The 24,681-nt window shown below is 62.2% G+C and carries 23 protein-coding genes and 1 pseudogene; 20 read left to right on the top strand and 4 right to left on the bottom strand.

Features of this window, described 5'->3' with window-relative positions; translation table 11 throughout:
- Positions 1 to 8: 8 nt before the first annotated feature.
- Positions 9 to 1,220, bottom strand: coding sequence for an MFS transporter (locus ACZLHH_RS14190; protein WP_180845085.1), 1,212 nt, complete (start codon positions 1,218 to 1,220; stop codon positions 9 to 11).
- Positions 1,221 to 1,455: 235 nt separating this feature from the next.
- Between ACZLHH_RS14190 and ACZLHH_RS14185 the strand changes: the two genes are divergently transcribed.
- The 20 genes and pseudogenes from ACZLHH_RS14185 to ACZLHH_RS14090 all read left to right on the top strand — a co-directional run bounded on the left by ACZLHH_RS14185 (position 1,456) and on the right by ACZLHH_RS14090 (position 21,804).
- Entirely contained in the window at positions 1,456 to 1,713 is a 258-nt protein-coding gene (locus ACZLHH_RS14185) for a hypothetical protein (protein WP_006374755.1), read from the top strand.
- 36 nt (positions 1,714 to 1,749) lie between these two features.
- Positions 1,750 to 3,429, top strand: coding sequence for a type IV secretory system conjugative DNA transfer family protein (locus tag ACZLHH_RS14180; RefSeq protein ID WP_180845084.1), 1,680 nt, complete (start codon positions 1,750 to 1,752; stop codon positions 3,427 to 3,429).
- A 427-nt stretch (positions 3,430 to 3,856) separates the two neighbouring features.
- Positions 3,857 to 4,303, top strand: coding sequence for a hypothetical protein (locus ACZLHH_RS14175; RefSeq protein ID WP_032129529.1), 447 nt, complete (start codon positions 3,857 to 3,859; stop codon positions 4,301 to 4,303).
- An 89-nt stretch (positions 4,304 to 4,392) separates the two neighbouring features.
- Positions 4,393 to 5,448: a VirB8 family type IV secretion system protein gene (locus ACZLHH_RS14170; protein ID WP_032129528.1), complete on the top strand. Its 1,056-nt coding sequence runs from the start codon at positions 4,393 to 4,395 to the stop codon at positions 5,446 to 5,448.
- A complete protein-coding gene (locus ACZLHH_RS14165) occupies positions 5,445 to 6,224 on the top strand; it encodes a TrbG/VirB9 family P-type conjugative transfer protein (protein WP_021202792.1) in 780 nt (259 codons plus the stop codon). The genes ACZLHH_RS14170 and ACZLHH_RS14165 overlap by 4 nt, the downstream gene beginning before the upstream one ends.
- Positions 6,221 to 7,486, top strand: a complete 1,266-nt coding sequence (locus ACZLHH_RS14160; protein ID WP_032129527.1) for a TrbI/VirB10 family protein — start codon at positions 6,221 to 6,223, stop codon at positions 7,484 to 7,486. The genes ACZLHH_RS14165 and ACZLHH_RS14160 overlap by 4 nt, the downstream gene beginning before the upstream one ends.
- Before the next feature lie 14 nt (positions 7,487 to 7,500).
- Entirely contained in the window at positions 7,501 to 8,544 is a 1,044-nt protein-coding gene (virB11, locus tag ACZLHH_RS14155; protein ID WP_032129526.1) for a P-type DNA transfer ATPase VirB11, read from the top strand.
- Positions 8,545 to 8,547: 3 nt separating this feature from the next.
- Positions 8,548 to 9,531, top strand: coding sequence for a lytic transglycosylase domain-containing protein (locus ACZLHH_RS14150; RefSeq protein ID WP_071227599.1), 984 nt, complete (start codon positions 8,548 to 8,550; stop codon positions 9,529 to 9,531).
- Between the two features lie 73 nt (positions 9,532 to 9,604).
- Entirely contained in the window at positions 9,605 to 10,015 is a 411-nt protein-coding gene (locus ACZLHH_RS14145; RefSeq protein WP_006374697.1) for a TrbC/VirB2 family protein, read from the top strand.
- Positions 10,008 to 10,316 carry a VirB3 family type IV secretion system protein gene (locus tag ACZLHH_RS14140; RefSeq protein ID WP_006374695.1) on the top strand — a complete coding sequence of 103 codons (309 nt, stop codon included), beginning with the start codon at positions 10,008 to 10,010 and terminating at the stop codon, positions 10,314 to 10,316. Before ACZLHH_RS14145 ends, ACZLHH_RS14140 begins: the two co-directional genes overlap by 8 nt.
- An 81-nt stretch (positions 10,317 to 10,397) precedes the next feature.
- A complete protein-coding gene (locus ACZLHH_RS14135) occupies positions 10,398 to 12,836 on the top strand; it encodes a VirB4 family type IV secretion/conjugal transfer ATPase (RefSeq protein WP_032129524.1) in 2,439 nt (812 codons plus the stop codon).
- A 59-nt stretch (positions 12,837 to 12,895) separates the two neighbouring features.
- Positions 12,896 to 13,693: a hypothetical protein gene (locus ACZLHH_RS14130; RefSeq protein ID WP_049398226.1), complete on the top strand. Its 798-nt coding sequence runs from the start codon at positions 12,896 to 12,898 to the stop codon at positions 13,691 to 13,693.
- Positions 13,694 to 13,772: 79 nt separating this feature from the next.
- Complete coding sequence (locus ACZLHH_RS14125) at positions 13,773 to 14,933, top strand: TrbL/VirB6 family protein (protein WP_164080295.1); 1,161 nt, start codon at positions 13,773 to 13,775, stop codon at positions 14,931 to 14,933.
- A gap of 24 nt (positions 14,934 to 14,957) precedes the next feature.
- Complete coding sequence (locus ACZLHH_RS14120) at positions 14,958 to 15,497, top strand: DUF4189 domain-containing protein (RefSeq protein WP_321029109.1); 540 nt, start codon at positions 14,958 to 14,960, stop codon at positions 15,495 to 15,497.
- A 625-nt stretch (positions 15,498 to 16,122) separates the two neighbouring features.
- Positions 16,123 to 16,635: a DUF4189 domain-containing protein gene (locus tag ACZLHH_RS14115; RefSeq protein ID WP_343170874.1), complete on the top strand. Its 513-nt coding sequence runs from the start codon at positions 16,123 to 16,125 to the stop codon at positions 16,633 to 16,635.
- Between the two features lie 649 nt (positions 16,636 to 17,284).
- Positions 17,285 to 17,800 carry a DUF4189 domain-containing protein gene (locus tag ACZLHH_RS14110; protein ID WP_164080294.1) on the top strand — a complete coding sequence of 172 codons (516 nt, stop codon included), beginning with the start codon at positions 17,285 to 17,287 and terminating at the stop codon, positions 17,798 to 17,800.
- A 495-nt stretch (positions 17,801 to 18,295) separates the two neighbouring features.
- Positions 18,296 to 18,433, top strand: a pseudogene (locus ACZLHH_RS14105) (TrbL/VirB6 family protein); the annotation flags it as partial.
- A 397-nt stretch (positions 18,434 to 18,830) separates the two neighbouring features.
- Positions 18,831 to 19,367, top strand: a complete 537-nt coding sequence (locus ACZLHH_RS14100) for a hypothetical protein (protein ID WP_032129521.1) — start codon at positions 18,831 to 18,833, stop codon at positions 19,365 to 19,367.
- A gap of 57 nt (positions 19,368 to 19,424) precedes the next feature.
- Positions 19,425 to 20,432 (top strand): XVIPCD domain-containing protein, encoded by a 1,008-nt coding sequence (locus ACZLHH_RS14095; RefSeq protein WP_180845083.1) that lies wholly within the window; start codon positions 19,425 to 19,427, stop codon positions 20,430 to 20,432.
- 97 nt (positions 20,433 to 20,529) lie between these two features.
- Positions 20,530 to 21,804, top strand: coding sequence for a hypothetical protein (locus ACZLHH_RS14090; protein WP_429000443.1), 1,275 nt, complete (start codon positions 20,530 to 20,532; stop codon positions 21,802 to 21,804).
- Between the two features lie 54 nt (positions 21,805 to 21,858).
- On the opposite strand, the gene ACZLHH_RS14085 is transcribed toward ACZLHH_RS14090, so the two are convergent.
- The 3 genes from ACZLHH_RS14085 to ACZLHH_RS14075 are packed head-to-tail and all read right to left on the bottom strand — an operon-like array spanning position 21,859 to position 24,549.
- Positions 21,859 to 23,187, bottom strand: a complete 1,329-nt coding sequence (locus tag ACZLHH_RS14085; protein WP_180845081.1) for an XVIPCD domain-containing protein — start codon at positions 23,185 to 23,187, stop codon at positions 21,859 to 21,861.
- Positions 23,184 to 23,837 (bottom strand): hypothetical protein, encoded by a 654-nt coding sequence (locus tag ACZLHH_RS14080; protein ID WP_180845080.1) that lies wholly within the window; start codon positions 23,835 to 23,837, stop codon positions 23,184 to 23,186. Before ACZLHH_RS14080 ends, ACZLHH_RS14085 begins: the two co-directional genes overlap by 4 nt.
- Before the next feature lie 40 nt (positions 23,838 to 23,877).
- Positions 23,878 to 24,549, bottom strand: coding sequence for a hypothetical protein (locus tag ACZLHH_RS14075; protein WP_440977542.1), 672 nt, complete (start codon positions 24,547 to 24,549; stop codon positions 23,878 to 23,880).
- Positions 24,550 to 24,681: the final 132 nt, after the last annotated feature.

Below are 24,681 nucleotides of genomic sequence, written 5' to 3'. Positions count from 1 at the left end.
CGCGATGTTCAGTGGCTGCCGGCTACGGCGGCCTTGCGCTTCTTGTCCAGCATCACCGCCACGCACCACAGCAGCAGGCCGCCGATGGCGGTGGCCGCGCCCACATAGCCGGTGCTGGCCGGGCTGAAGCCGGCGCTGATCGCCATGCCACCCAGCCACGGGCCGAGCGCGTTGGCGGTATTGAAGGCGGCATGGTTGGAGGCGGCGGCCAGGGTCTGGGCTTCGCCGGCCACGTCCATCAGGCGGGTCTGCAGCACCGCAGCCAGCGCACCCATGGTGCCGACGGTGATGATCATCGGGCCGATGGTCCACACTGACTGTGCGGCCAGCGGATACAGCAGCAGCATCACGATCGACCACAGCAGCACCACCGCGGCGGCCTTGAAGTGGAACTTGTCCACCAGCCAGCCACCGGCGATGTTGCCGATGATCGCGCCGATGCCGAACACGCCCACCGCCAGCGGCATCCACGATTCGGCCACGCCGGTGACCTGCACCAGGGTCGGTGCCAGGTAGGTGAACACGCAGAACATGCCGGCGAAACCGACCGCGCCGATCGCCAGTGCCAGCCACACCTGGGTGGTGTTGAAGGCACGCAGTTCGCGCATCGGCGAGGTGCGCACCTCGTCCGGATCGGGCAGCAGGAAGCGCGCGATCATCGCCACGGTGGCGATGGCCAGCACGCTGACCAGGGCAAAGGCGGTGCGCCAGCTCAGCTGCTGGCCCAGCCAGGTGGTCAGCGGATTGCCGACCAGGATCGCGATCGACAGGCCCAGCAACACGCGCGACATCGCCTGGCCGCGCTGGCCGGCAGGGCTGATCGTGGCGGCCACCAGCATCGCCACGCCGAAGTAGGCGCCATGCGGCAGGCCGGCGACGAAACGCGCAATGAGCATCGTGCCGTAGTTCGGGGCCAGGGCGCTGGCCAGGTTGCCGACGGCGTAGAAGCCCATCAGCGCCAGCAGCAGCTTGCGGCGCGGGAAGCTGGCGCCGACGAAGGCGAGGATCGGCGCACCGACGACCACGCCGATGGCATAGGCGCTGATCAGGTGGCCGACCTGAGTTTCGGAGATCGACAGGCCACGGCTGATCTCCAGCATCAGGCCCATGCTGGCGAACTCGCTGGTACCGATGGCGAAGCCGCCCAGGGACAGGGCAAGGATGATCAGGGTGCGCTGACGGGGCGTCAGCCGCGCAGCCAGGGAAGAGTTGGGGCTCATGCGGGGGCGCGATGGGGGCGGGGAGCCGTGCATTGTACTGCTGCACCGCAACAGCAGCAGCCATGCTGAGGGTAAATCAGCGTTTGATCCGTGGGGTTGCGGCAAGCCGGGCACGGGCTCGGTACGAAAGCAGGTTCGGCGCATTGTTGTCGGCGTCCTGCATGTAATGACGACATGGACGTCGGCATGATGCGAAACACAGGGGCTGCGGAGTGCTGAAACAAGGAGGATGTCGATGCAGGAATTCAGGCATGTACTGGAGACGCGCGGCCGCTATCAGCTGGTAGCGGTGTCCTACGCGCCGGTGTACGCTCCGGGCGATGTGGTCGGCCATGCGGTCGTCGCCGACGATGGGGATCGTCTGACCGACCTGATGTCGCTGGCCGAAGCGCGCCAACGCCTGCAGGCACTGGTGCGTGAAGAGGGCGAAGAGCCCGGGCTGGAGAACGAAAACCACCTGCGGAAGAAGGCGTCGCGCTGGCGCCGCCGCTAGGCCGTCGCGCCCTTGTGCGCATCATGGAGGATCCGGGTGTTGCCCAGTAAGAAGTATCTGCTCATCGCCATCATCACGCTGGCGACCCTGCTGCTTGGTTTCGTGTTTTCCGGTTACCTGACCCTGCTGTTGCTGGGGCTGGACACCAAGCTGTTCACCTGGAACACCTACTACCAGTACTTCAACGCGCTGGGCCAGCCTCAGGTCGCGCCGTTCGTGGGCAAGATCAAGTGGGCCGGTTATCTCGGCTTCGGCCTGCCGCTGCTGGTGCTGCTGGTGACCGGCCTGGTGCTGCTACTGAAGAAGGACAAGCGCTCGTTGCACGGCGACGCGCGCTTTGCCACCGGCGCCGACCTGTCCAAGCACGGCATGTTCAAGAAGACCGGCCAGAGCATCGTGGTTGGCAGCCATGGCGGCAAGCTGGTGCGGCTGGACGGCCAGCAGTTCGTGATCCTTGCAGCGCCTACCCGTTCAGGCAAGGGCGTGGGCGTCGTCATCCCGAACCTGCTGGAGTACGGCGAATCGCTGGTGGTGCTGGACATCAAGCAGGAGAACTTCGACCTGACCAGTGGCTGGCGTGCCAGCCAAGGGCAGGAGATCTACCTGTTCAATCCCTTCGCTGAAGATCGGCGCACGCACCGCTGGAACCCGCTCAGCTATGTGTCCGATGACCCGGCGTTCCGTGTCTCGGACCTGATGAGCATCGCCGCGATGCTGTATCCGGATGGTGCCGAGGACCAGAAGTTCTGGGTCAGCCAGGCGCGCAATGCGTTCATGGCCTTCACCCTGTATCTGTTCGAGAACTGGGATGACGAGCGCAGCAGCGGTTTCCCGGGCGGCTCGGGCACGCCCACCCTGGGCGCTGTCTACCGGTTGTCATCGGGTGACGGCAGCGATCTGAAGAAGTACCTCAAAGCCCTGTCGGAGCGGTCGTTCCTCAGTTCCAACGCGCGCTCGGCGTTTGCCAACATGCTGTCCCAGGCCGATGAGACCTTCGCCTCGATCCTGGGTACCTTCAAGGAGCCGCTCAATCCCTGGATCAACCCGGTGCTGGACAAGGCCACCAGCAGCAACGACTTCCTGCTGACCGATGTCCGCAAGAAGAAGATGACCATCTACATCGGCATCCAGCCCAACAAGCTGGCCGAGAGCCGATTGATCATCAACCTGTTCTTCAGCCAGCTGATCAACCTCAACACCAAGGAACTGCCCAAGTCCAACCCGGACCTGAAGTACCAGTGCCTGCTGTTGATGGACGAATTCACCTCGATCGGCAAGGTCGAGATCATCGCCTCGGCGGTGTCCTACATGGCCGGTTACAACATCCGCCTGCTGCCGATCATCCAGAGCATGTCCCAGCTTGATGCCACCTACGGCCGGGAAGTGTCACGCACGATCATCACCAACCACGCACTGCAGATCCTGTACGCGCCGCGCGAGCAGCAGGACGCCAACGACTACTCGGACATGCTGGGCTACACCACCGTCCGCAAGAAGAACGTCACCCATGCCCGTGAGAAGACCCACAACTTCACCGAAGAGCGGCGTGCACTGATGCTGCCGCAGGAGCTGAAGGCGATGGGGCCGGACAAGGAAGTATTCCTCTACGAGGGCATACCGCATCCGGTGAAGTGCGACAAGATCCGCTATTACAAGGATCGCTATTTCACATCGCGGCTGCTGCCGAAGGTCGACGTTCCGATGCTTAACGTCTAATTCACGTCGCTAAATTTGTGACGTAGATTCATATTCACCGACGTGAAACCGTGAGCTGAGTCAAAAATTCGGCATCTGTTCATAGATTTTCAGACTTGTCTGACATGGAATTGACGCGTGGTTGTGTAACTCTGTGTGCGTCATCCAGAAGTGTGTGCTGGATGCCAAAAGTTGTAACGCAGGGTGGCCAGGAGTTTGTGCCATGGAAACAAGGATGGTTTCGACGTTGGTGAGGGTGTGCGGGTGTGTCGTCGGCAACGTCTGGCGGCCCCGCGACCTGGTTGGCAGCTTTCGGGCTGCAGGGGAGCCGGGGCAGGTGTGCTGCATGCCAGCGCGTCTCCCCGATTCCGGCGTGCGCCATGCAGCGCCGGACGGCCAGGGAACCAACGCTCGGGACTGCTTTTTCGTACGTCAAAGTGAAGCCCGTATGAATCAGGCGTTTATCGCGAAAATCTCCATCGCCGCAGTCGCGGCGCTGATGGTGGCAGGGTGTGCCACCAAGTCCGCCCCCGATTTCGGTGGGCGCTGGAAGCCGGTCAACCGCTTTGCCGTGGCGACGACCGAAATCCCGCTGTATTCCAGCTACGTCTACCAGGCCTCGCCGATGGATGGCACGCTCAAAGCCATGCTCGAGCGCTGGGCCAAGGATTCCGGACGAACACTGGACTACCGCCTCAGCTCGGACTTCACGCTGTATGGCGCGGTCTCGAAGATCGACACCACCAATGCGCAGCAGGCCGTGATCGATCTGACTTCGGCGTATTCGGCGCAAGGCATCTCCGTCTCCATTGTTGGCAACCAGATCGTTGTGCAGAGCGCTGGCTCGACGCCCACCGCGTCGGCGCAGGGCGCTGATTCCAACAGCGGCACCTGAGTCCACCTCGAAACCATCGAACGTGCCGCTCCCCGCGCCTGTCGCAGGGGCTCCATGCCCATTGATGTTTCAGCAGTACGGAAGAATCCATGTTCCGCAAGAAGGATCCCGGCAACAGTCCCAAGGTCGAGCAGTCGGTCGCCAAGGCGGTCAGCTACGAGATCACCGTGGCCGACATGGCGCGTCGCAGCGAGCGCCGTGCCTGGTGGGTCGCCACGGGCTCGTTGCTGATGTCGCTCGCACTGGCGGGCGGCTACTACTACATGCTGCCGCTGAAGGAGAAGGTGCCGTTCCTGGTGATGGCCGATGCGTACACGGGTACCGCGACGGTCGCACGCCTGAGTGGCACGTTCCAGGGCGAGACGATTACCAGCAACGAAGCGATCAATCGCAGCAATGTGGCCCAGTACGTACTGGCGCGCGAGTCGTACGACTCGGCGGTGATGGGCCTGCGCGATTGGGAACTGGTGTTCGTGATGTCCACCGATCCGGTGGCGCAGTCCATGCGCGTGCGCTATGCCGGCAACAACCCGCAGAACCCGTTCGTGATGTATGGCCGCGAGCGTGCCATCCGGGTCAAGATCCTCAGCATCACGCCGCTGGGCGCCGAAGCGAACGGCAGCTTCCGCGGCGCTTCGGTGCGCATCCAGCGCAGCCTGCTGGACAAGCGCACTGGCGTTGCCACCTACCTGGACAACCAGCTGGTGACGATGCGCTTCGGCTACAACCAGAACCTGGCGCTGTCCGAGCAGGATCGCATCCTCAATCCGCTGGCCTTCCAGGTCACCGAGTATCGCGTCGACAACGACTATTCCCGTGGCGTCCCGGTGCCGGATGACGGCGCCATGCAGGCGCAGGCGCAGCAGGCTGCACAGGCCGCGCAGCAGGCCCAGGGTGTCTACGATCCCAACAACCCGGCCGCGGCCACGATGATCGATCCGGCCACCGGCCAGCCGGTCGCCGTCCCGGCCAATGGCCCGACGCCGGGCCAGCCGATGCCGGGTCAGCCCGTACAGGGGCAGCCCATGCCGGGTCAGCCGGTGCAGGGGCAAGCAATGCCGGGGCAGGCCATGCCCGGACAGCCGGCCATGAGGCCGGCGCAGAACAATTCCACCGGAACTGCTGATGGAGCAAGCAACCGATGAGTAGTCGAAATATCAGGGGAAGCGCACTGGCGCTGCTGTCGATGTTGTCGCTGTTGTTTTCAGCAGCGGCGATGGCGCAGGCGGTGGACCATTACGAGTACGAGAAGGACCGCATCTATCCGGTTCGCACCGGCCTGGGCCTGACCACCCAGATCGAGTTGAGCCCGAACGAGAAGATCCTCGACTACAGCACCGGCTTCAGCAGCGGCTGGGAACTGACCCGTCGCGAGAATGTGTTCTATCTCAAGCCGAAGAACGTCGACGTCGACACCAACATGATGGTGCGCACCGAGACCCATTCCTACATCTTCGAGCTGAAGGTGGTGGCCACCGACTGGCGCCAGCTGGAACAGGCCCGTCGTGCAGGCGTGCAGTACAAGATCGCCTTCGTCTATCCGAACGACACCGTGTTCGGCGTCGCCCAGGAAGCGGTCGAGGAAGAGGCCAAGCCGTTGTTGAGCTCCGAACTGGCCAAGGACCGCCAGTACAACTTCAACTACTCCTATTCGACCAGCAAGGCGAAGAAGATGGGTTGGCTGATCCCGGTCAACGCCTACGACGACAGCCGTTTCACCTACCTGAAACTACCGAATTCGCCGGAGTACAAGACCGGCATCTTCCCGGCCGTGTTCGGTCGTGAAACGGAATACGGTGAAGACTTCGTGGTCAACACCACGGTTGAAGGCAATACGCTGATCGTGCACGGGACCTACCCGTACCTGGTCATCCGCCACGGCGACTTCGTCGTCGGCCTGCGAAGGAACGTGAAGAAATGAGCCAGCAGAACACTCCCGGAAACGACCCGAACAACGGACGCGACGAGAGCCAGAGCCCGTACGGTGCACAGGCTGCTCCGGAGGCGCAGACGAATCCGTACTTCGGCACGACCCAGGCTGAGCCTGCACCGGATCTGGACGCGGCCGCGCCGCAGCTGCGCTCGGCTGAAGAGCAGCGATTGAACCGCAAGGCGCTGCTGTTCCTGGGCGGTATCGTGGTGCTGCTTGTTGCCATGGGCTTCCTGCTGTTCCGCAAGGGCCAAGACAAGGACGATGCGCCGAAGGTGCCGGATGTTGCGCGCGCGAGCACGCCAACACTGCCGGATGCTGTCCAGACCGATCCGGGTCCGGCGCAGGCAATGCAGCCCGTTGATCCGATTCCGATGTTGCCGCCGCCCCCATTGGGGCCGAGTCGCCCTGAGCCGCCAGTGACGTTGGAAGATCGCTCCGCGGGCCCTCGTGGTCCGACGCTTGCCGAACGTCGGATGGGTGCCAGTGCCGACGGTTTCGTTGGCAATGGCAGTTCACAGGATGAGGAGCGCTCGCAGCAGGCGGGCATGGACGAATACACGCGGGCAATGCTGCAGCAGATGAACGGGCAGCAGAATGCAGCGCCAGCGCGCGTGCGTCGTGGCCCCGACGTGGATGACGTGTCCAATGCCAGCTACATCCGCAGCCCCGATGCGCTGCTGGTGCGAGGAACCTATCTGCGCTGTGTACTGGAAACCCGCATCATCACTGATATCGCGGGCTACACCTCGTGCCTGGTGACAGAGCCGGTGTACTCGATCAACGGCCGCAATCTGCTGCTGCCGAAGGGCTCCAAGATCTATGGCGCCTATGGCGGTGGTCCTACCGGCAAGCGGGTGGAAGTGATCTGGGACCGCATCACCACGCCGAACGGTATTGACGTGGCCATGTCCAGCCCGGGCGTGGATCAGCTGGGTGGCGCCGGTCATCCGGGCCAGTACAGCGCGCACTGGGGTAGTCGTATCGCCTCGGCGCTGATGATCAGCTTGCTGGCTGATGCGTTCAAGTATGCCGCCGCCGAACATGGCCCGGAGACCACCACGGTGGCCAACAACGGCATGACCATCCAGTCGCCCTATGAGAGCGCCACCGCGCGCACCATGGAACGCCTGGCCAACGAGTCGCTCAGCCAACGTCGCCCGCCGACCGTGACCATCAACCAAGGCACCATCGTGAATGTGTACGTCGCCAAGGACGTCGACTTCACGAGCGTGCTGCATCCTCGCCGGTAACCCAACGAACGATCATGGACGCTGAAGTGTCACCCCTTGCCCTCGTCTCCAGCGATTTCCTGCGCTATCAGTACGAAGTGCTGGGCATCGCCGAGTACATGACTTCCCCGGAAGTGACGGAAATCTGCATCAACCGTCCCGGTGAGCTGTACCTGGAAACCCGGGCGGGGTGGCAGCGGGTGGATGTGCCGAGCCTGACCTTCGAGCGGGCCCGGCAGTTCTGCACGGCGGTGGTGAACGAGAGCAACACCGGCCAGCGCATCACCGATGCCGATCCGGTGGTCTCGCTCACGTTTCCCACCGGCCAGCGTGCCCAGTTCGTGATTCCGCCGGCGTGCGATGCAGGCAAGGTGTCGATCACCATCCGTCTGCCGTCCAAGCACACCAAGTCGCTCAGCCAGTATCACGAAGATGGGTTCTTCAACCAGATCCTGGAAAGCGATGGCAGCATCAGCGAGCAGGATCGCGAGCTGCTGGAGCTGCGTCAGCAGCGCGAGTACGCAGAGTTCTTCCGGCGTGCGGTGATGTACCGCAAGAACATCGTGGTATCCGGTGCGACCGGTAGCGGCAAGACCACCTTCATGAAAGCGCTGGTCAATCATATTCCGGACAACGAACGCCTGGTCACGATCGAGGACGCGCGCGAGCTGTTTCTGACCCAACCCAATGTGGTGCACCTGCTGTACTCCAAGGGTGGGCAGAGCACCAGCAATGTCAGTGCCAAGAGCTGCATGGAAGCCTGCCTGCGCATGAAGCCCGAGCGCATCATCCTGGCCGAGCTGCGCGGTGACGAGGCGTTCTACTTCATCCGCAACTGCGCATCGGGCCACCCGGGTTCGATCACCAGCTGCCATGCAGGCAGTCCGGAACAGACCTGGGACCAGTTGGCCCTCATGGTGAAGGCCTCCACCGAAGGTTCGGGCCTGGAGTTCAACGTGATCAAGCGACTGTTGATGATGACCATCGACATCGTCGTGCATATCAAGGCGCACGCCGGTTCGCGCTACATCACCGGTATCGATTTCAATCCTGGGCGTGCCCAGGGGCAGGAGGGCTGAAGGATGCTGCCAGGACTGGAGATGATGGCGTGCCCGGAGATGGCGGTGTCGATGGACGTGATGCAGCACGTCATCAACGTTGAATCGTCACGCAACCCTTATGCCATCGGCGTAGTCGGTGGCGCTCTGGTGCGCCAGCCCAAGGCGCTGGACGAGGCACTGGCGACGGTTCGGATGCTGGAAGAGAAAGGCTACAACTTCTCCATCGGGCTGGCCCAGGTCAACCGCTATAACCTGGGCAAGTACGGTCTGGATTCCTACGAGAAGGCTTTCCAGCAATGCCCGAACCTGCAAGCGGGTTCTCGGATCCTCGCCGAGTGCTACAAGCGCTCCGGTGGTGACTGGGGCAAGTCATTCAGTTGCTACTACTCGGGCAATTTCGAGACTGGCTTCCGCCATGGCTATGTGCAGAAGGTCTATGACTCGATGCGCCGTGGGCAGCAGCTTGCCAGCAATGGTGTTGCACCGATCGACGTGGTGAGTCGCGGCGAACGCCGCAGCGTGAAGGTCGAGCATCACCCGCAGCTCGCTTCCCCGGCGCAGGCGCGCATCGTTGCGCAGGCGAGTGGCCCGGTGTACGTGCCGTCGGAAGACCCGGCACGTGCGTATGTCGTGTATCCGTCCACCGGTGCAATGGCGCGGGGCAGCCTGCTGAACATCGCCGACCAGGCGCTTTCCAAAGTGGTACTGGGCTCGGTGGATCGGATGATGCAGCCGCAGGCGCAGCCCACCCAAGGGGCCGCCTATCCGCAGCAACAGGCCGGTGGCATGCCGCAGCAGCTGCCTCAGCAGGGTCCGGCGCAGGCGATGGCCATGCCGCAGCAGTTGCCAGGTGCTGCAGGTGGCAGCAACGAGGGCCCTGTGATGTTGCGGCCCTGGAATGAGCGCAATCAGCCAGTGGCCGGCAATGGCAGTTCATATAACGCACCGGCACAGTCCGCACCGGTGCAGCAGATTCCCGCAGGGGATGCGGCCTTCGTGTTCTGACGAAGTCGTGGTACGGCCAGTCCCCCGGCTGGTCGATTCAGTTGTGTTAGTCCATCAACAAGGAAATCAATCCATGAAGCGATCCAATCTCGACCTCGTCCAGGCCCAGCGCACGCTGAAGACCCTGCTGATGGCCACTCTGTTCGTCGGCGCACTGTTTGCCCCGCAAGTCTTCGCCAACGGCGCCACCGACTTTGGCGGCACCGACAAGAAGGTCTGCAGCTTCTTCAACAACATCAACGGCCTGCTGAACATCGCCTCGATCGCCGTGGTCACCATCGCGGTGATCTTCGCTGGTTACCAGATCGCCTTCGCGCACAAGCGCATCGCTGACGTCGCCCCGATCCTGATCGGTGGCGTGCTGATCGGCGCCGCAGGCCAGATCGCGCGCATGCTGCTGGGTGATGGCAGCGACGGCAAGTGCGGTGGTGGCACCAGCACCTCCTACCTGATCAACCACGTGATCCAGTACTACAGTGCATAAGAACGTCGTGTTCCGCGGCTGCACGCGTCCAGCGATGTTCCTGGGCGTTCCCTACCTGCCATTCTTCATGGTGGCAGGCGGGCTGTTGCTGCTCAGCATGTACACGAACTTCTGGTTCCTGCTCACCATTCCGGTGGCGGTCTTCATCATGCGGCACATGGCCAAGCGTGACGAGATGATCTTCCGTCTGCTGGGCCTGCGCCTGATGTTCAAGCTGAAGGTGCGCAACGTGCAGGAGCACGATGGCATGTGGGTGCTCAACCCCAACCATTACCGCAACAAGCCGGCCCGAATGGATTGAGGTCCGGATCCGGCCTGGCGGGCATCCGCGCCCGCCAGGTCTCTTGAAACTTCTTGGCAGTACCTCTTTGGAAGCAGTCGTATGTTCAGCCCTGACACCTCCATCAGTGAGTTCATCCCGTTGTCGTCGCATGTCGCCCCGAACGTGGTCAAGACCACGGGCGGCGACTACCTGCTGACCTGGCATCTGGAAGGGCTGCCGTTTGTCGGCCGAGAGGAGTGGGAGCTCGAGCATCGCCACAACACGTTCAACCGTCTGCTGCAGACGTTGCGCGCGCCTGACTTTGTCAACGTAGCCTTCTGGGTGCACGACATCCGTCGCCGTCGCACGTTGAAGGGCAAGAGCAACTACAGGCAGCGCTTCAACCAGGACGTTTCCGACCAGTACATGGGCATGCTGTCCTCGCAGCGCATCATGCAGAACGAGCTGTACCTGACCATGATCTATCGCCCGGTGGTGGCGGGCAAACGCTTCGTCGAAAAGTCGGCGAACGTGGAGAAGCTGCGCGCCGAGCAGGAGCAGGCGGTCGAGAAGTTGATGGAACTGGCCGGCAACGTCGAGGCCGTGATCCGCGACTACGCGCCGTATCGCCTGGGTATGTACGAAGCCAAGAATGGCGTGGTGTTCTCGGAAACGCTGGAGCTGTTCGGTTACCTGATCAATCGCATCGACGAGCCGGTGCCGGTGCTGTCGGCACCGATCAAGGATTACCTGCCGGTCAGTCGCCACATGTTCTCGGCCAAGACCGGCGATTTTGCGATCAATACTCCCAACGGTGCCAATCACTACGGCGCCATTCTGAACATCAAGGAGTATGCCGAGGGGACTTACCCGGGCATCCTCAACGGCCTGAAGTACCTCGACTACGAATACGTCATCACCCATTCGTTCAGCCCGATGGGGCGCCAGGATGCGCTGAAGGTGCTCGACCGCACCAAGGGCATGATGATCTCCTCCGGCGACAAGGCGGTCAGCCAGATCGTCGAGCTGGACCAGGCCATGGATCAGCTGTCGTCGGGCAACTTCGTGCTGGGTGAATACCACTTCATCATGGCGGTCTACGGCGACACGCAGGCCAAGCTTTCGCAGAACGTCGCCTCGACCCGCGCCGAGCTGTCCAACGCCGGGTTCGTATCGACCAAGGAAGACCTGGCGGTTACCTCGTCGTTCTATTCGCAGCTGCCGGGCAACTGGCGCTATCGCACACGCCTGGCCAATGTCAGCTCGCTGAACTTCCTGGGCCTGTCGCCGCTGCACAACTTCGCCACCGGTAAGCAGCACAACAACCCGTGGGGCGACTGCGTCACCACGCTGCAGACCACCAATGGCCAGCCGTACTACTTCAATTTCCATGCGACCCATCCCTCGGAGAATTCGCTGGGTGAGAAGGCGATCGCCAATACCATGGTGATCGGCAAGTCCGGTACCGGTAAAACCGCGCTGATCAACTTCCTGCTCAGCCAGGTGCAGAAGTACGAGCCGTCGCCGACCATCTTCTTCTTCGACAAGGATCGCGGCGCGGAGATCTTCGTGCGCGCCTGCGGTGGCAACTATCTGGCCCTGGAGAACGGCGCACCGACCGGCTTCAACCCGTTCCAGTGCGAGAACAACGAAGCCAACCTGCAGTTCCTGGCTGACCTGATCAAGGTGCTGGCCGGCAAGCGCGAGTACAGCGCCCGTGAGGAAGAGGATATCTACCGCGCGGTGGAGAGCATGCTCGATACGCCGATGCACCTGCGCAGCATGACCAACTTCCAGAAGAGCCTGCCCAATATGGGCGACGATGGCCTCTACGCGCGCATGCGCCGCTGGACCTCGGGCAACTCGCTGGGCTGGGTGTTCGATAATCCGATCGATACCGTTGACCTGAGCAAGGCCAACATCATCGGCTTCGACTACACCGACATCATCGACAATCCTGAAGTGCGCGTGCCGGTGATCAATTACCTGCTGCACCGCTTGGAGTCGCTGATCGACGGTCGTCCGCTGATCTATGTGATGGACGAATTCTGGAAGATCCTGGACGGCGAAGGTGGCCTGAAGGAGTTCGCGAAGAACAAGCAGAAGACCATCCGTAAGCAGAACGGTCTCGGCATCTTCGCTACGCAGAGCCCGGAAGATGCGCTGAAGAGCGATATCTCCGCCGCCCTGATCGAGCAGACCGCTACCCTGATCCTGCTGCCGAACCCGAATGCCAGCAAGAGCGACTACATGGACGGCCTGAAGCTGACCGAGGCCGAGTTCAGGGTGGTGACTGCACTGGACGAGCGCTCGCGCTGCTTCCTGGTCAAGCAGGGCCATGCCTCCAGCGTGTGCCAGCTCAACCTGCGCGGCATGGACGACATCCTGTCGGTGATCTCGGCTTCGACCGACAACATCGATGTCATGCATCGGGTTCTGCAGACGGCCGCGGTCCGCAATCGCGTCACTGTAGACGAGCTCAGCCCGGAGCAGTGGCTGGAAGATTTCTACAAGAACCGGAAGGGGTCGGGAAAGGAACCCCGGTCCGACGCGGCCTGATGGCCGTGCGAGCAGGAGACAGGCAAGTGGACGTCAATCAGAACAACAGGAGTTTTCCCATGAACAACGTCAAGCGTCGGGCCAGCGCCCGCAAGGTACTCAAGCCGATGGCCAAGGTGCTCGGCGTTGCCTTGGCCCTCTCAGCGACCAATGCGGGCGCCATCGGCCCGGTGCAGGAAACGGGTCCTGCGCTGTGGCAGCACATCCTCAATCAGATCAATACGTACCAGGCCCGTTTCCAGGAGAAGTACCAGTTCGTCAAGGAGAACACCCAGTGGGCACGGGACTGGGCGCAGACGATCAAGGAGTACCAGGAGACGATGGTCCAGATCCAGGGCATCGTGAATTCCTTCGGGTTGCCGGATTCCGCCCCGCTGACGCCGGTGCCACCCAATTATCTGGTTGCCGAGACCTGCGGAATCGGCACCGACCTGAAGACTCTCGCGACCCGGGTCGTTTTCAATTTCAAGGGCGATTGGAAAGATCAGCAGCAACAGATCTGCGTGAACATCCGGATGATGCAGAACCGCAAGTACAACGATGCGGTGGACTTCATGCTCAAGACGATGCCGTCGTTCTTCGATAGCCTCGATGCAATCGAGAAGCAGCGAAATGTCAGCAATCTGCTCGGCAACGTCAACGCAACGCAGAACGACACGTTGCGCACCGCGAACGACATGGCAGCCAAGGCAAAGTCCTTCGAGGCACAGCAGAAGGCCTACGATGCCTACATCGAGGTGATGGAAGCCAATCAGAAGGTCGTTGCACAGGCAGCGCTGAAGGGCGACCCGATGAAGACCATTGCCAGTGATCTGGTCAAGACGGCGGCGCTGAAGGCAGCGCTGTCCATCGACTGATGCATGGAATGGAGCACCAAGGGTGCGCGCGTCTGCGTCGCCCCTCATGTGATTGCAGTATTACCAAGGGAATGTGGGTATGACGATCAGGTCGATTGCCAACTTTGATTTTTCGGGCGGATTCCAGGATCTGATGGGGCACGTCGCGCGTGTCCAGTCGATTGGCGATTTCGTGTTCTTCAAGCTGATCCTGGACTACCTGCGGGACAGGATCGGCAAGTTCGGCTTCGACCTGATGGACAACATGATGGCGTGGGTGGGCGGCATCGCGCTGACCCTCATGACCTTGTGGGTGCTGATCCAAGGCTATCGAATCGTTACAGGCCGCAGCCGCGATTCGATGATGGTCCTGGTAACCAACATGGCGCGCGCAGCGTTGATTGTTGCCGTTGCCACCAGCATGGGCATGTTCGGGCGCGATCTTCATGAGTTCCTGACCGAGGACGTGAAGGGGCTGATCACCCATGTTGTCACTGGCAAGGATCAGAAGCCGGAAGAGCAGATCGACAAGAGTCTGGCTTGGATGCAGGTGGCGCTGTCCAGCATTGATGGCATCAAGATTCTGAATGACCCTGGATTGCAGGAAGACAAGACCCGGGCCATGTGGTTCATCGGCCTCGGCACAGGTGGTCCAGCGGTAACTGCGGGTTCAATGCTTCTGCTCTACGAAGTAGCAATGGCGTTGTTCATCGGATTCGGGCCGTTGTTCATTCTTTGCCTTCTGTTCGACCAGACCAAGCAGTTGTTCCAGCGATGGTTGTTCTATGGCATCGGAACCATGTTCTCGATGGCGGTGCTGGCGGCAATGGTGTCGATCGCACTGGACATGGTAATTCGCGTGTCCGCCTCGTTCTGGGTGACGGCGCTGGTGAACAAGTTCCCGCTGATGGGAGCGTCCAGCGACGGCATGACCAGTCAGGCGATGCAGCAGGGCGGCATGGGATTGATCCTGACGACCCTGATTCTGACTGCGCCCCCAATGGCGGCCATGTTCTTCCAGGGCACCTTGGGTAGCTTCATGGCATATTCGCAGATAGGTGGCAGCCCGGTGGCACAGGCGCCGGGCCCGAGTGGGCAGCCGCCGGGTAGCTTCTACACACCTCCGGCTCCAGAGAAGGGTGGGACGCATAGTGCCACTACCGAGCAGGTTGTTGGTTCGCGAGTGACTGGTGGTAGTTCATCGCCGGGTTCGGCGGTGGTGGACTCCGGGCGTCTTGGTCTTGCAAAGAACAACGGCTGATGGGAAGTTTGAGGGTCTAACGATATGGTCTCGATATTTGGCCGCCGATCTGCGCTTATCTTCGGCGCTGCAATTTGCATGCTATTTTTTGGCTTCGCGCCCGTTGTTGGCGCTGAAGGACGTTGCCCGCCAGGTCAGTATCCAATCGGAGGTCAGGGTGTCGGTGGGTGTGCGCCGATCCCAGGAGGGGATGCGGGCACGGGTCAGACGGGTCCTATCCAAACGGGACGCTGGAATAAGACATGGGGCGCGATCGCCATGGCATCCAATGGCGATGTCGGCGTGTCAGTCGGAAAAGTGAGAAAGGCTGACGCCTCAAATGAGGCCTTGGCCAATTGCAGTCAGCACGGGGCGTCGGACTGCAAGGTTACTCAGACTTACAAGAATCAGTGCGTCGCCTTGGTCTCTCCTCGAACTAGCGCATTCGGAGGCTCCACGTTTGGACGCGCTGAATCTGTCTCTGCCGCGACTTCGTTGGCGATGGGGCTCTGCACGAAGCGCGGCAGTGAGGGTTGTGTGGTGATCTACTCGGCGTGCAGCGAACCGGAATTCGAGTCGTTCTGAGTGGTCGTCAACGAGGCGGCGCAGGTTGGAACGGCTGGAAGAGTTTAGGTTTACCTGCTCTCATGCTTTTCTTGCCAACTCAATGTCCTGCGATCATTGCAGCCGTCTTTGCTTGGCATGCGGTGTAAGAGGGCTGCCGAAAATTCACACTTTGCCTCTTCTTACTGTACTGGGGCGATCGAATCAGATGATAGTGTTGCGTCCGGCAGCTAGCCATTTGGGCGTGGGAAATGACTTGCCCTTGTGTAAGAAGCGATGACTCGTGCTTCGGCTTCGTTCTATAAGCAATGAGCCGGTAAGCAAGTTTCCGCTTATGGTGGCCATGCTTTTCCAAGACACCTTGGGTAGCTTCATGGCATATTCGCAGATAGGTGGCAGTGCTGGGGCTGTGTCGCCTGGTCCGAATGGCCAGCCGGCAGGGAGCTATTACGCTCCGCCGAAGCCTTCTAGCAGTACTGAGGCTCCGACGGCGGGTCAGGACGCGGCTTCCGGGACAGCTCGCATGACCTTGCCACAGAACTCAGCGCCGACGATTCACGACACGGGCCTTCGCGGGGTGAATCGTTAACTTGATGCGTCGCCGCAAGTTGGCAAAAATTCTTGATCTGCTGTCGAGTCGCTTCTTATGAGAATGAATAATTTTCTATTGCTGATTCTCCTGACTCTTGCCCCACTAGTTACTTATGGGGAGGGGCGCTGCCCGCCAGGTCAGTATCCGGTTGGCGGGCAGGGTGCGGGTGGCTGTGCCCCGATTCCAGCCTCTCAGGGTGAGGGGAGTTCCGGGCCGCGTGCGATAGGTAAGTGGATCAAAACCTGGGGAGCCATATCCCGTTCTGTTGCGACCGGTGATGTGGGAGCTTCGGTTGGAAAGAGATCAAAGGCCGAGGCTGTCGCTGAGGCTCAGTCCAGGTGTGCGACATATGGTGCGAAGGATTGCACTGTAGGGATAACGTATAAGAACCAGTGCGTCGCTTACGCGGATCCGGCTCCGGGCTCTAAAGGCTTGATTTCAATGGCCGGCGGCCCAACGAGAGAGGCTGCTTCCACTGAGGTTCTGAAGTACTGTGCTGCTCACGGCGGTGGGCAGTGCACGATCAAGTACACCGATTGCAGTGAGCCGATCTTCCAAGAATTCTGATTGCTCGATGGAGCTGCGTTGATACATCCGACGTCCAGCGTCTATCGCATTCTGGCATAGTAGTGGTATCTGTCTCTAGGTGAGACTGCTGCTTGGCGCTTGAGTCACGTAGGTAGCCACTCATGGTGATTGCGCTTTTTTCAATCAAGAGCGCCTCTCAATCCAAGTTCCGTTAGGCGAGCAATCCCTCCTCGAAGTAGGGTGCGTTCGCGTCAAAAATGTTGACGCATCAGCCCCTCAGACGCAGGAACTTTTTCGTCGTTGACGGCTCTGAGGGCGAGTATTGCGGGCGACGCTCACGGCGCAGTAGCGCGGCATGGGCTTGATCCTGGCGAACACGATTCTGACTGTTGCCAATGGCGGCCATGTACTTCCGAGGCACCTTGGGTAGCTTCATGGCATATTCGCAGATAGGTGGCAGCCCGGTTGCGCAGGCGCCGGGCCCGAGCGGGCAGCCGCCGGGTAGTTACTACACGCCTCCGGCTCCAGAGAAGGGGAGCACCGGGCATGGAGCAAGCGGCGTGGGGCAGATGGGTAGATCAACTGGATCTCCACATGTTGCCGATAGGCCGTCGGATACAGGCCGATTTGCCAAGGCACCTATTTAGCCCGCGGAGATGCGCGTTGTCTGTGTAAGGAGAGTTGCCTGATGAGAATGATCCATTTGCTAGCGCCGTTGGTGTTCATGTTCGCCACATCGGCCCTTGAGGCTCGGGCTGAGGGGCGATGTCCTCCTGGGCAGTACCCGATCGGAGGGAAGGGAGTCGGTGGTTGCGCCCCGATTCCTGGAGGCGAAGGTGCAGCTACCAGTGGGCCCAGAGCGACGGGTAAATGGATCAAGACTTGGGGCGCAATATCATTGGCGCCGTCGGGCGCCTCTGGCTCCTCAACAGGGCGGGTACGGAAGACGGAGGCCGTTGAAGAGGCGCAGAGGAAGTGTGCTGAATCCGGCGGAGTGGGATGTAAGGTTACAATTACATATAAGAATCAATGCGTGGCCGCCGTTGTCGCCAGCTCGGGCACAGGTGGAACCACGCAGTTTGGTACAGGTGCAACGATCGAGAGTGCCACGGAGTTTGCCTCCCGCCTCTGTGCCTCGAAAGGAGGGAGCGATTGTGCTGCCGTCTACTCCGCTTGCTCTGAGCCGATCTTCGAGGAATTCTAAAAATCCAATAGCGAGTCTGTGGTCGTCCGACTGGCGTCCTGGCACAGTCCTTTATGGAAAGAATCCGGAAGATTGAATGTCAGGCAGGTCGAAATGGTGAGGTGCCCGGTAGTTGCGCGCTGGCTCGGGCGTTTGGTGTAGAGGCGAATCGGCTTCCGTAACTCGGGTGCGTGGTGGCGGAAGGATGAGTGACAGCGGATCAGATGCTGGATCTCGCATCGCCCCGGGATTGAGTGCGAGGCGGCTTGGAGACCAATCCTCAATGGCAAGGGGATTGGACGTGAAAAGGCGTCGTTCCGACCTGCGGTGAGGAAATTTGGTGGCATGAAAGCACTTGGCACCAAGCGACTCGAGAGTCTGGGGTGAGAGCCTGCGGCTGAAGAAGCTGCACGCCGAGAAGTTTGATCGAGAACGACGGCATCCAGAATGCGATGCGAAAGGCGCATCTTTCTTAGGGGGGGGGATGCCCGTTTGCTGCGCTGTGGAAAAGGGCCGCAAGACTACCGGATAATCACCGGCCGCAGCCGCGACTCGATGATGGTCCTGGTAACCAACATGGCGCGCGCAGCGTTGATTGTGGCCGTTGCCACCAGCATGGGCATGTTCGGGCGCGATAAGCAGCGCACGCTTTCCGCGCAACCTCAGGCCGGCGGGGCTGCGGGAGGCGATGCATCCCCGGCGCCATCCAACGCGGATCTGTTTGTCGGATAAGCCACCATTCACGTTAACCGCGCTTTTTCTGTGATCAAGTGCGCTTTTCATCCCAAGCCCCCTTCGACGAGCCCCGCCTCCTCGAAGTAAGCTGCGTGCGCGTCAAAATCCCGACGCATCGGTGCCATCGAACGCAGGAGCTTTTCCGTCCATGAGGACTCTGATCACCCGCGTTGCGGATGACGCTTGCCACCGTCGCGGTCGCCGTGGGCTCAGGGCTATCATCCGGCATGGCGGACGCTGGGCGCGCGTGGTGCATGGCGCCGGTTCCGGCCTCCGCTCGGATACTGGCAGGACGGGATTGAAGGAGTTGCAGGGGATGCAGAAGGGGAGTGGCGTACACATGGACAATGCCTTGGCGTTCGTTCCGTCCGGCGCGAACCTGCTGGAGGCGGTACGCGGCGATCTCACCGGCAACGGGATCGACGACCAGTTGCTGGTGATCGATCAACCGGCACCCGACGGCTTGGTGCCCGGCGAGCACGGTCCTAACCGGGTGTTGTTGCTGCTGCTGGGTGACGCCGCGGGCCGATGGCAGTTGGCCGCGCGCAACGACAAGCTGGTGCCGTGCTCCACCCGTGGGGGCATTGCCGGCGACCCCTTCGCGTACGTGACCATCGAGGATGGCGCGTTCAGTGTGATCACCAACGGCGGGAGCCGTGAGCGCTGGAGCAGCATCTACACGTTCCGCTACGTTCCGGCCGACGAGGCCTGTTGGGTGCATGGCGTGCAGCGCAGGGTGGTCGACACCGAGACCGAGGCCAGTCATACACGCGATTTCTCGGCGGCCGAACTTGGTCGGGTGCGGTTCGAGGATTTCGATCCGTCCGTTGTCGCCGACGTGAGCTTGCCCTGAGTGCCATGCCTGTGAGGAGGCGGGAGTACCCAACGATGATCGAGCAGGAGTTTCACCGTGTCGCAGGATAGAGAGTCGCAGTTGCTGCGGCAGGCCACGGAGGCCGGCATCACCTCGTCCCGGGAACTGGCCAACTTCATGGCGCAGGCCGGGCACGAGTCCCGTGGCCTGAGCCGGCTCAATGAAAGTTTCAACTTCACCCGGGGTATCTCGCAGATCCCGGTGGAAGCGGCGTGGCGCAATGGCAATGGCGCGCTTGAGGACGCCCGCCAGGACGCGTTGCGCGGCCGTCCGGAGAATCTGGCCGAGCTGATGTACGGCGGGCGCATGGGCAATGATGCGCCCGGCGAAGCATTGAAGTATCACGGTCGCGGCTATCTGCCGCTGGTCGGCAAAGAGAATTACGAGCGTGCCGGCAAGGCGCTGGATCTGGATCTGGTGAATCAACCGGAACTGGCCGCGCAGCCTGAGCATGCGGGCCGTATTGCGGTGTGGCAGTGGCAAACGCGCGTGCCGGAGGCGGCGCGCGAGGATGTGCGCGAAGCGACGCGCGCGATCAATGGTGGCCTTAACGGCATCGAGGCCCGCCAGCAGCGATTCGATGCGTGGCAGCAGAAGCTGACGCCTGATGTGATGGCGCGGCTGGAGCGGGGCGAAGTAGGGGCGCCGGCGCAGCAGGCCACCCTGCGCGACATGTCGCAGCCGGGCGAGCCGGGACACGCCCTGTTCCAGGGGGCACGCCAGCACCTGCAGCAGATGGGGGTGCAGAGCGGACTGCGCAGTGAACAGGAACTGGACAACGCCGCCGGCGCGCTGGCGTTGAGCGCGCAGAAGGCCGGCCTGTCGCGTATCGATCATCTGCTGGCGGGCAACGACGGGCGCACGCTGTTTGCGGTGCAGGGCACGCTGGGAGATCCGGCGATGCTGCGTGCGTCCGTTGACCGGGAGCAGGCCGCCCAGCAGCCGCTGGCGCAGAGCAGCCAGCAGTTGGCTGCCAGTGTCGCCCAGCAGGACCCGGCGGCCGCGCTCGCCCGCGAGCAGGAGCAGCGTTCTCGATCCCTGTAACACCTGATGCCGGCGGGCAGGGGACCCGCCGGCGCTTTACGTACGACGCGTGGCGCCCTGTGGCGCCGACATGGAAACCCACTCGGAAGGACACCACATGCGAATCGTTCCCTCGAATGCCCGGCACGCCGCTGCCCGCTGCGATGCATCCGCGCGCCGCCTGCCGCCGCTCTGGCTGCTGTCACTTGGACTTGCCGCAGCGTCGGCACAGGCTCAAGCTCAGGAGACAGCGGCGCCCGTCGTGGAGGCGCCCCCGGCTGCCGAGCCGACCGTTGACGTGCCTGCAGGGACGGCGTCTGTTGCAGCGCCCGCGGCGACCGATGCCGTTGTCGCGGCGCCGGCTTCCGATGTACCCGCTGCCGCGCCAGCCCCTGCAACACCCGTGGTGGACGCACAACCGGAGCCCGTTGCAAACCCGACGCCCCCGCCCGCGACGGCTGTAGGGACGGCCCCAGTAGCTGCACAGCCAGCCGCCGCCGAGCCAGCCGCTCCGGCGGTAGCGCCCGCACCGCCCGCATTGGCCATCGTGCCGTTGCCGCCCGAGCAGGCGACCGAGCGTGCGCTTGGTGCCCGCTGCCCGGTGGATCTTGCTGGGCGGCTGGCGGCCCAGGGCGAGCTGCTGATCGGCGCCTGCCAGGGCACGATGCCGGCGCATCTGGCCGCGCTGCTGGTCGCGCTGCCCCAGCAGGACATCCACCTGCCGCGCAGCTGGCGCGAGCGTGAGGTGCAACAGAAGGTTTGGTTCAAGGCGGTGCCGGGCTACGGCCAGCGCCCGGACTTCATCGCGCGGATGGGCGACATCTGGGTGCGCTCGCTGGAAGGACGCGACGCCGACAGCACGTTCTACCTGGTGTCGGCACCGTTCACCTGCAGCGACCGGGTCGCCAACCGCGATGAGTACGGCGCGGAGCCGGTACGTGTGCCAGCGGGTGACTGCCGCGAGGCCTATGTGGCCCAGCGTGTGTACCAGGTTCGCGGGGATGCCGCGCCGAGGGATGTGACCGCCGACGCCATGCCGGCCATGCCCCAGGTGACGGAGGCCGATCGTGCACGGCAGCTGTCGCGCGAGGGCCGGATCAGCCTGGACCACAGCAAGTTGCAGTATGGCCCGGCCATGCGCTGGTTCGTGCAGTACCCGGAGACGGCGCATCAGGTCGGTCCGCGTGCCTACAGTGACTGGAACCGCGAGCACCTGGCCTTCGTGGTCTGGACTGGGGATCGCTTCGAGCTGCGCGAAAAGGTCGCGCGGGCGCAGTGGCCCTGTGATCCGGTAGCGCCGGGTGATCGCGCCTGTGGTGGCTTCCCGGATTCCGGGCCGGATCTGTTCGTGACCGCCAGTGCGTCCGCGCCGGTCGCGGCCTCCAGCCCCTGAGGCAGAGGGCCGAAGTGACGCGGGAGCCGGATTGACCGGTTCCCGCGCTGTTCATCAGGCCTGCATGCTGCGGGTCTGGTTCTGCTGTTGTTCCAGTTGTTGATCGCGGTCCTGTGCCAGGCGCTGTCCCGCAGCTTGCTGATCAATCCGCTGGCTGCTCTGCTCCAGCGGGGTGTTCATCGCCACGGCCGTGTCCACCGACACGCGCAGATGCGCCGGGTCGCCGCCCAGGCCCTGCACCGCGAAGCTGCGCGAGGCGTCGGCATTCATCACCACCTCGTCGATGCGCTTGCCGCCTGCAGCGTGCATCTCCGCCGCCAGGCTACCGGCCAACTGCGTACTCATCACGTCCGGCACGCGGCCGACGCGAACGTCCTGCGCATGCACGCCACGGATCGCGTCGTTGAACAGCGGGTTGCCCAGGTGATTGGCATCGTCCATGCGCAGCATGCTGGTGTGATGGCCGTTCTTCTCCGCCTCGCGACGGGCCGGCTCACCGGGTTGCAGCGGGCCACGGAGGTGGTCGTACAGATCGATGGCGCCGCCCGGGATGCCGCGTGCTGCACGGGTAACACCGCGGCGCAGTGATTCGACGTCGTCGCGGTACTCCTCGATCATCTTGGCGTTGTCTTTCGCCAGTTTCTGCGTTTCCGGGTGCTTCAGCACCGAGCCTTCGTTGAGGAAGTTGCCCAGTTTGTGCGCGCCGAATGAGCTGGTGGCCGCGATGATCGGACGGTCTGGAATCAGATCACGCAGGGCGTGATTGCTGAAGCCGTTCGCTGCCAGCGTCTTGATCTCGTCGGGCTTGGCGTAGATGCGGACCTGGCCGAAGTGCGGCGAGGCAGCGCTGACCGGATCGGAGGCCATGACGTGGTTGATCATGGTGTTGCCGCCTTCCGGAATGCGGTAGCTGAGGCTGACCGCGCCGTAGGCGTTGAAGGTCTCGCCCTTGACGTTGAAGTGGTGCGAGGTGATCTGGGCCAGGGCGCCGCCGAGGGAGTGGCCTGTGACGGTAACTTCGGGCGGACGTTGTCCGAGATCCTGCCCTTCCTTCTTGGCGTAGGCGAGGGCGCGTTGAGTCAGCGCGATGGCGTCCGGAGCCTGCACGTTGGTGCGGGCGACGACCATGCCACCATCGGTCAGAATTGCATCGCGTGCGATCTGTTCGGTGCCGCGATGTGCGACGACAATTTCATTGGTGTCGACTCGCTGGTAGATCGTTCCCTGATAGCCGTTCAGTCGATTATCAACATGCTCAAGAATCTTGTACTTGTGGCCGTTGATCGGGACGATCTCTTCTTGACCAGGTGCACGACGACCGACCGCATAATCCTTGTATGCATCTTCGGATAGTGCAGCATAGTCCTGGCTGTTGAGGCTCATTGGCGCACCTCACTGGCTTCAAGCGAAGCGGAGAACAGCGCATTCTGCAGTTCAGGCCGGAACTTGGTGGGATCTTTCTGGCCGCTTGCGCCGTAATCAGGAATCTCGTTCACACGCGGATAGTCTGCGCGAGGATAGTGGCGAGTTTCGGTCTCGCCTTTGACGAACGGCGCTGCCTCAATGAACGACAGGAAGCGCGTTTCACCCTCGGCGCCGGTGGCTTTCAGCATCGCGCCGGCGCCGCTGAATTCCCACTTGCAGACGCCACGACCGTAGTAGTCCTCATCCAGCATCCGGTCGAGGTACACGGTGCCGCGGTATTCGCCGTCGGCGACCTTGCGCAGCTCCACCGGCTCCTGGCTGGTGATGCGTGCGGCGGTACCGGTGGCCGGTTCGATGTGCCCGCACTGGTCTTCGTTGGTCACGTCGTACTGCGCGACACCTTCAACCAGCGCGAAATCACCGGGGGCATCCTTCAGGCGCAGCACCAGTTCATAGGCCTTGCGCGGGCTGGGGTTGAGCTTGGCGAGGCCACGCCCACCCTGGGCGACATCGGCTTCAGCAGCGGCACGTTCCTGGTTCATGGCGGTCTCCGGATTGCAGGCGGTCAATAGAAGCAGAGCAAGGCACGGGATCATCTTGTGGCGCAATGTCGGCCTCCTTGGGGGTAGGAATGGTTGAACTGGCAGCTCATGGCGCGAGTTTCTGCACAGTGGTGGTGGTCGAGAACAGCGCGTCGCGCAGATCTTCGCTGTACTCTGATGGATTCTCCTCGCCACTGGCGCCATAGTTGGCGACGGTGGCGGCGAGTGGATAGATCAACTTTGGGTAGTAGAGCGTCAGAGGAGACTCGTTCTCCATGCGCTCCTTGTCGATGAACGTCAGGAATCGCGTATCCGCCTCGCCGGTCGTAGCGCGCAACATCGCACCGACTCCCGTCAGCGCCCAATGGCAGACACCACGCCCGTAGTAATCCTCGTCCTGCATTCGGTCGAGGTAGAACGTGCCGCGGTATTCGTTCTCGCCCACCTGGCGCAGTGCGATAGGTTCCTGACTGGTGATGCGGCCCGCAGTGCCCGTTGCAGGTACGATCCGCCCACATGCTGCGTAGTTGCGTGCGTCGTACTGGGCAACGCCCTCGACCACCGCGAAGGGACCGGGGGCATCCTTCAGTGTCAGCACCAGCTCGTAGCCTTGCTCCGGTGATGGGTTGAGTTTGGCCAGGCCGCGCCCACCAGCGGCGACGTCGCGCTCGGCATCAGCATAGGGCGAGCATGCGGCCAGTGGGATAAGGGCGAGCAACGCCAGCAGCGGCTGCCTTTTCCTTTCAGGGAGCGCTACTCCCATGGCCTGATCCTGCATCGTGCGTCCATGTCCATATATCCTTCCTGGGTGACAGGTTTCTCGATTATGGAGCGTGTCAGGAACGCAGCGCCACCGCCGCGACGGCTTTTTGACGCGCCCGATGCGGTGTATTCCGGCGAATCGACTGCA

It is taken from the genome of Stenotrophomonas sp. 28608_Sma, assembly GCF_056486185.1.
Note: the sequence above shows the minus strand (reverse complement) of the source record. Positions and strands in the feature narration are given on the sequence as shown.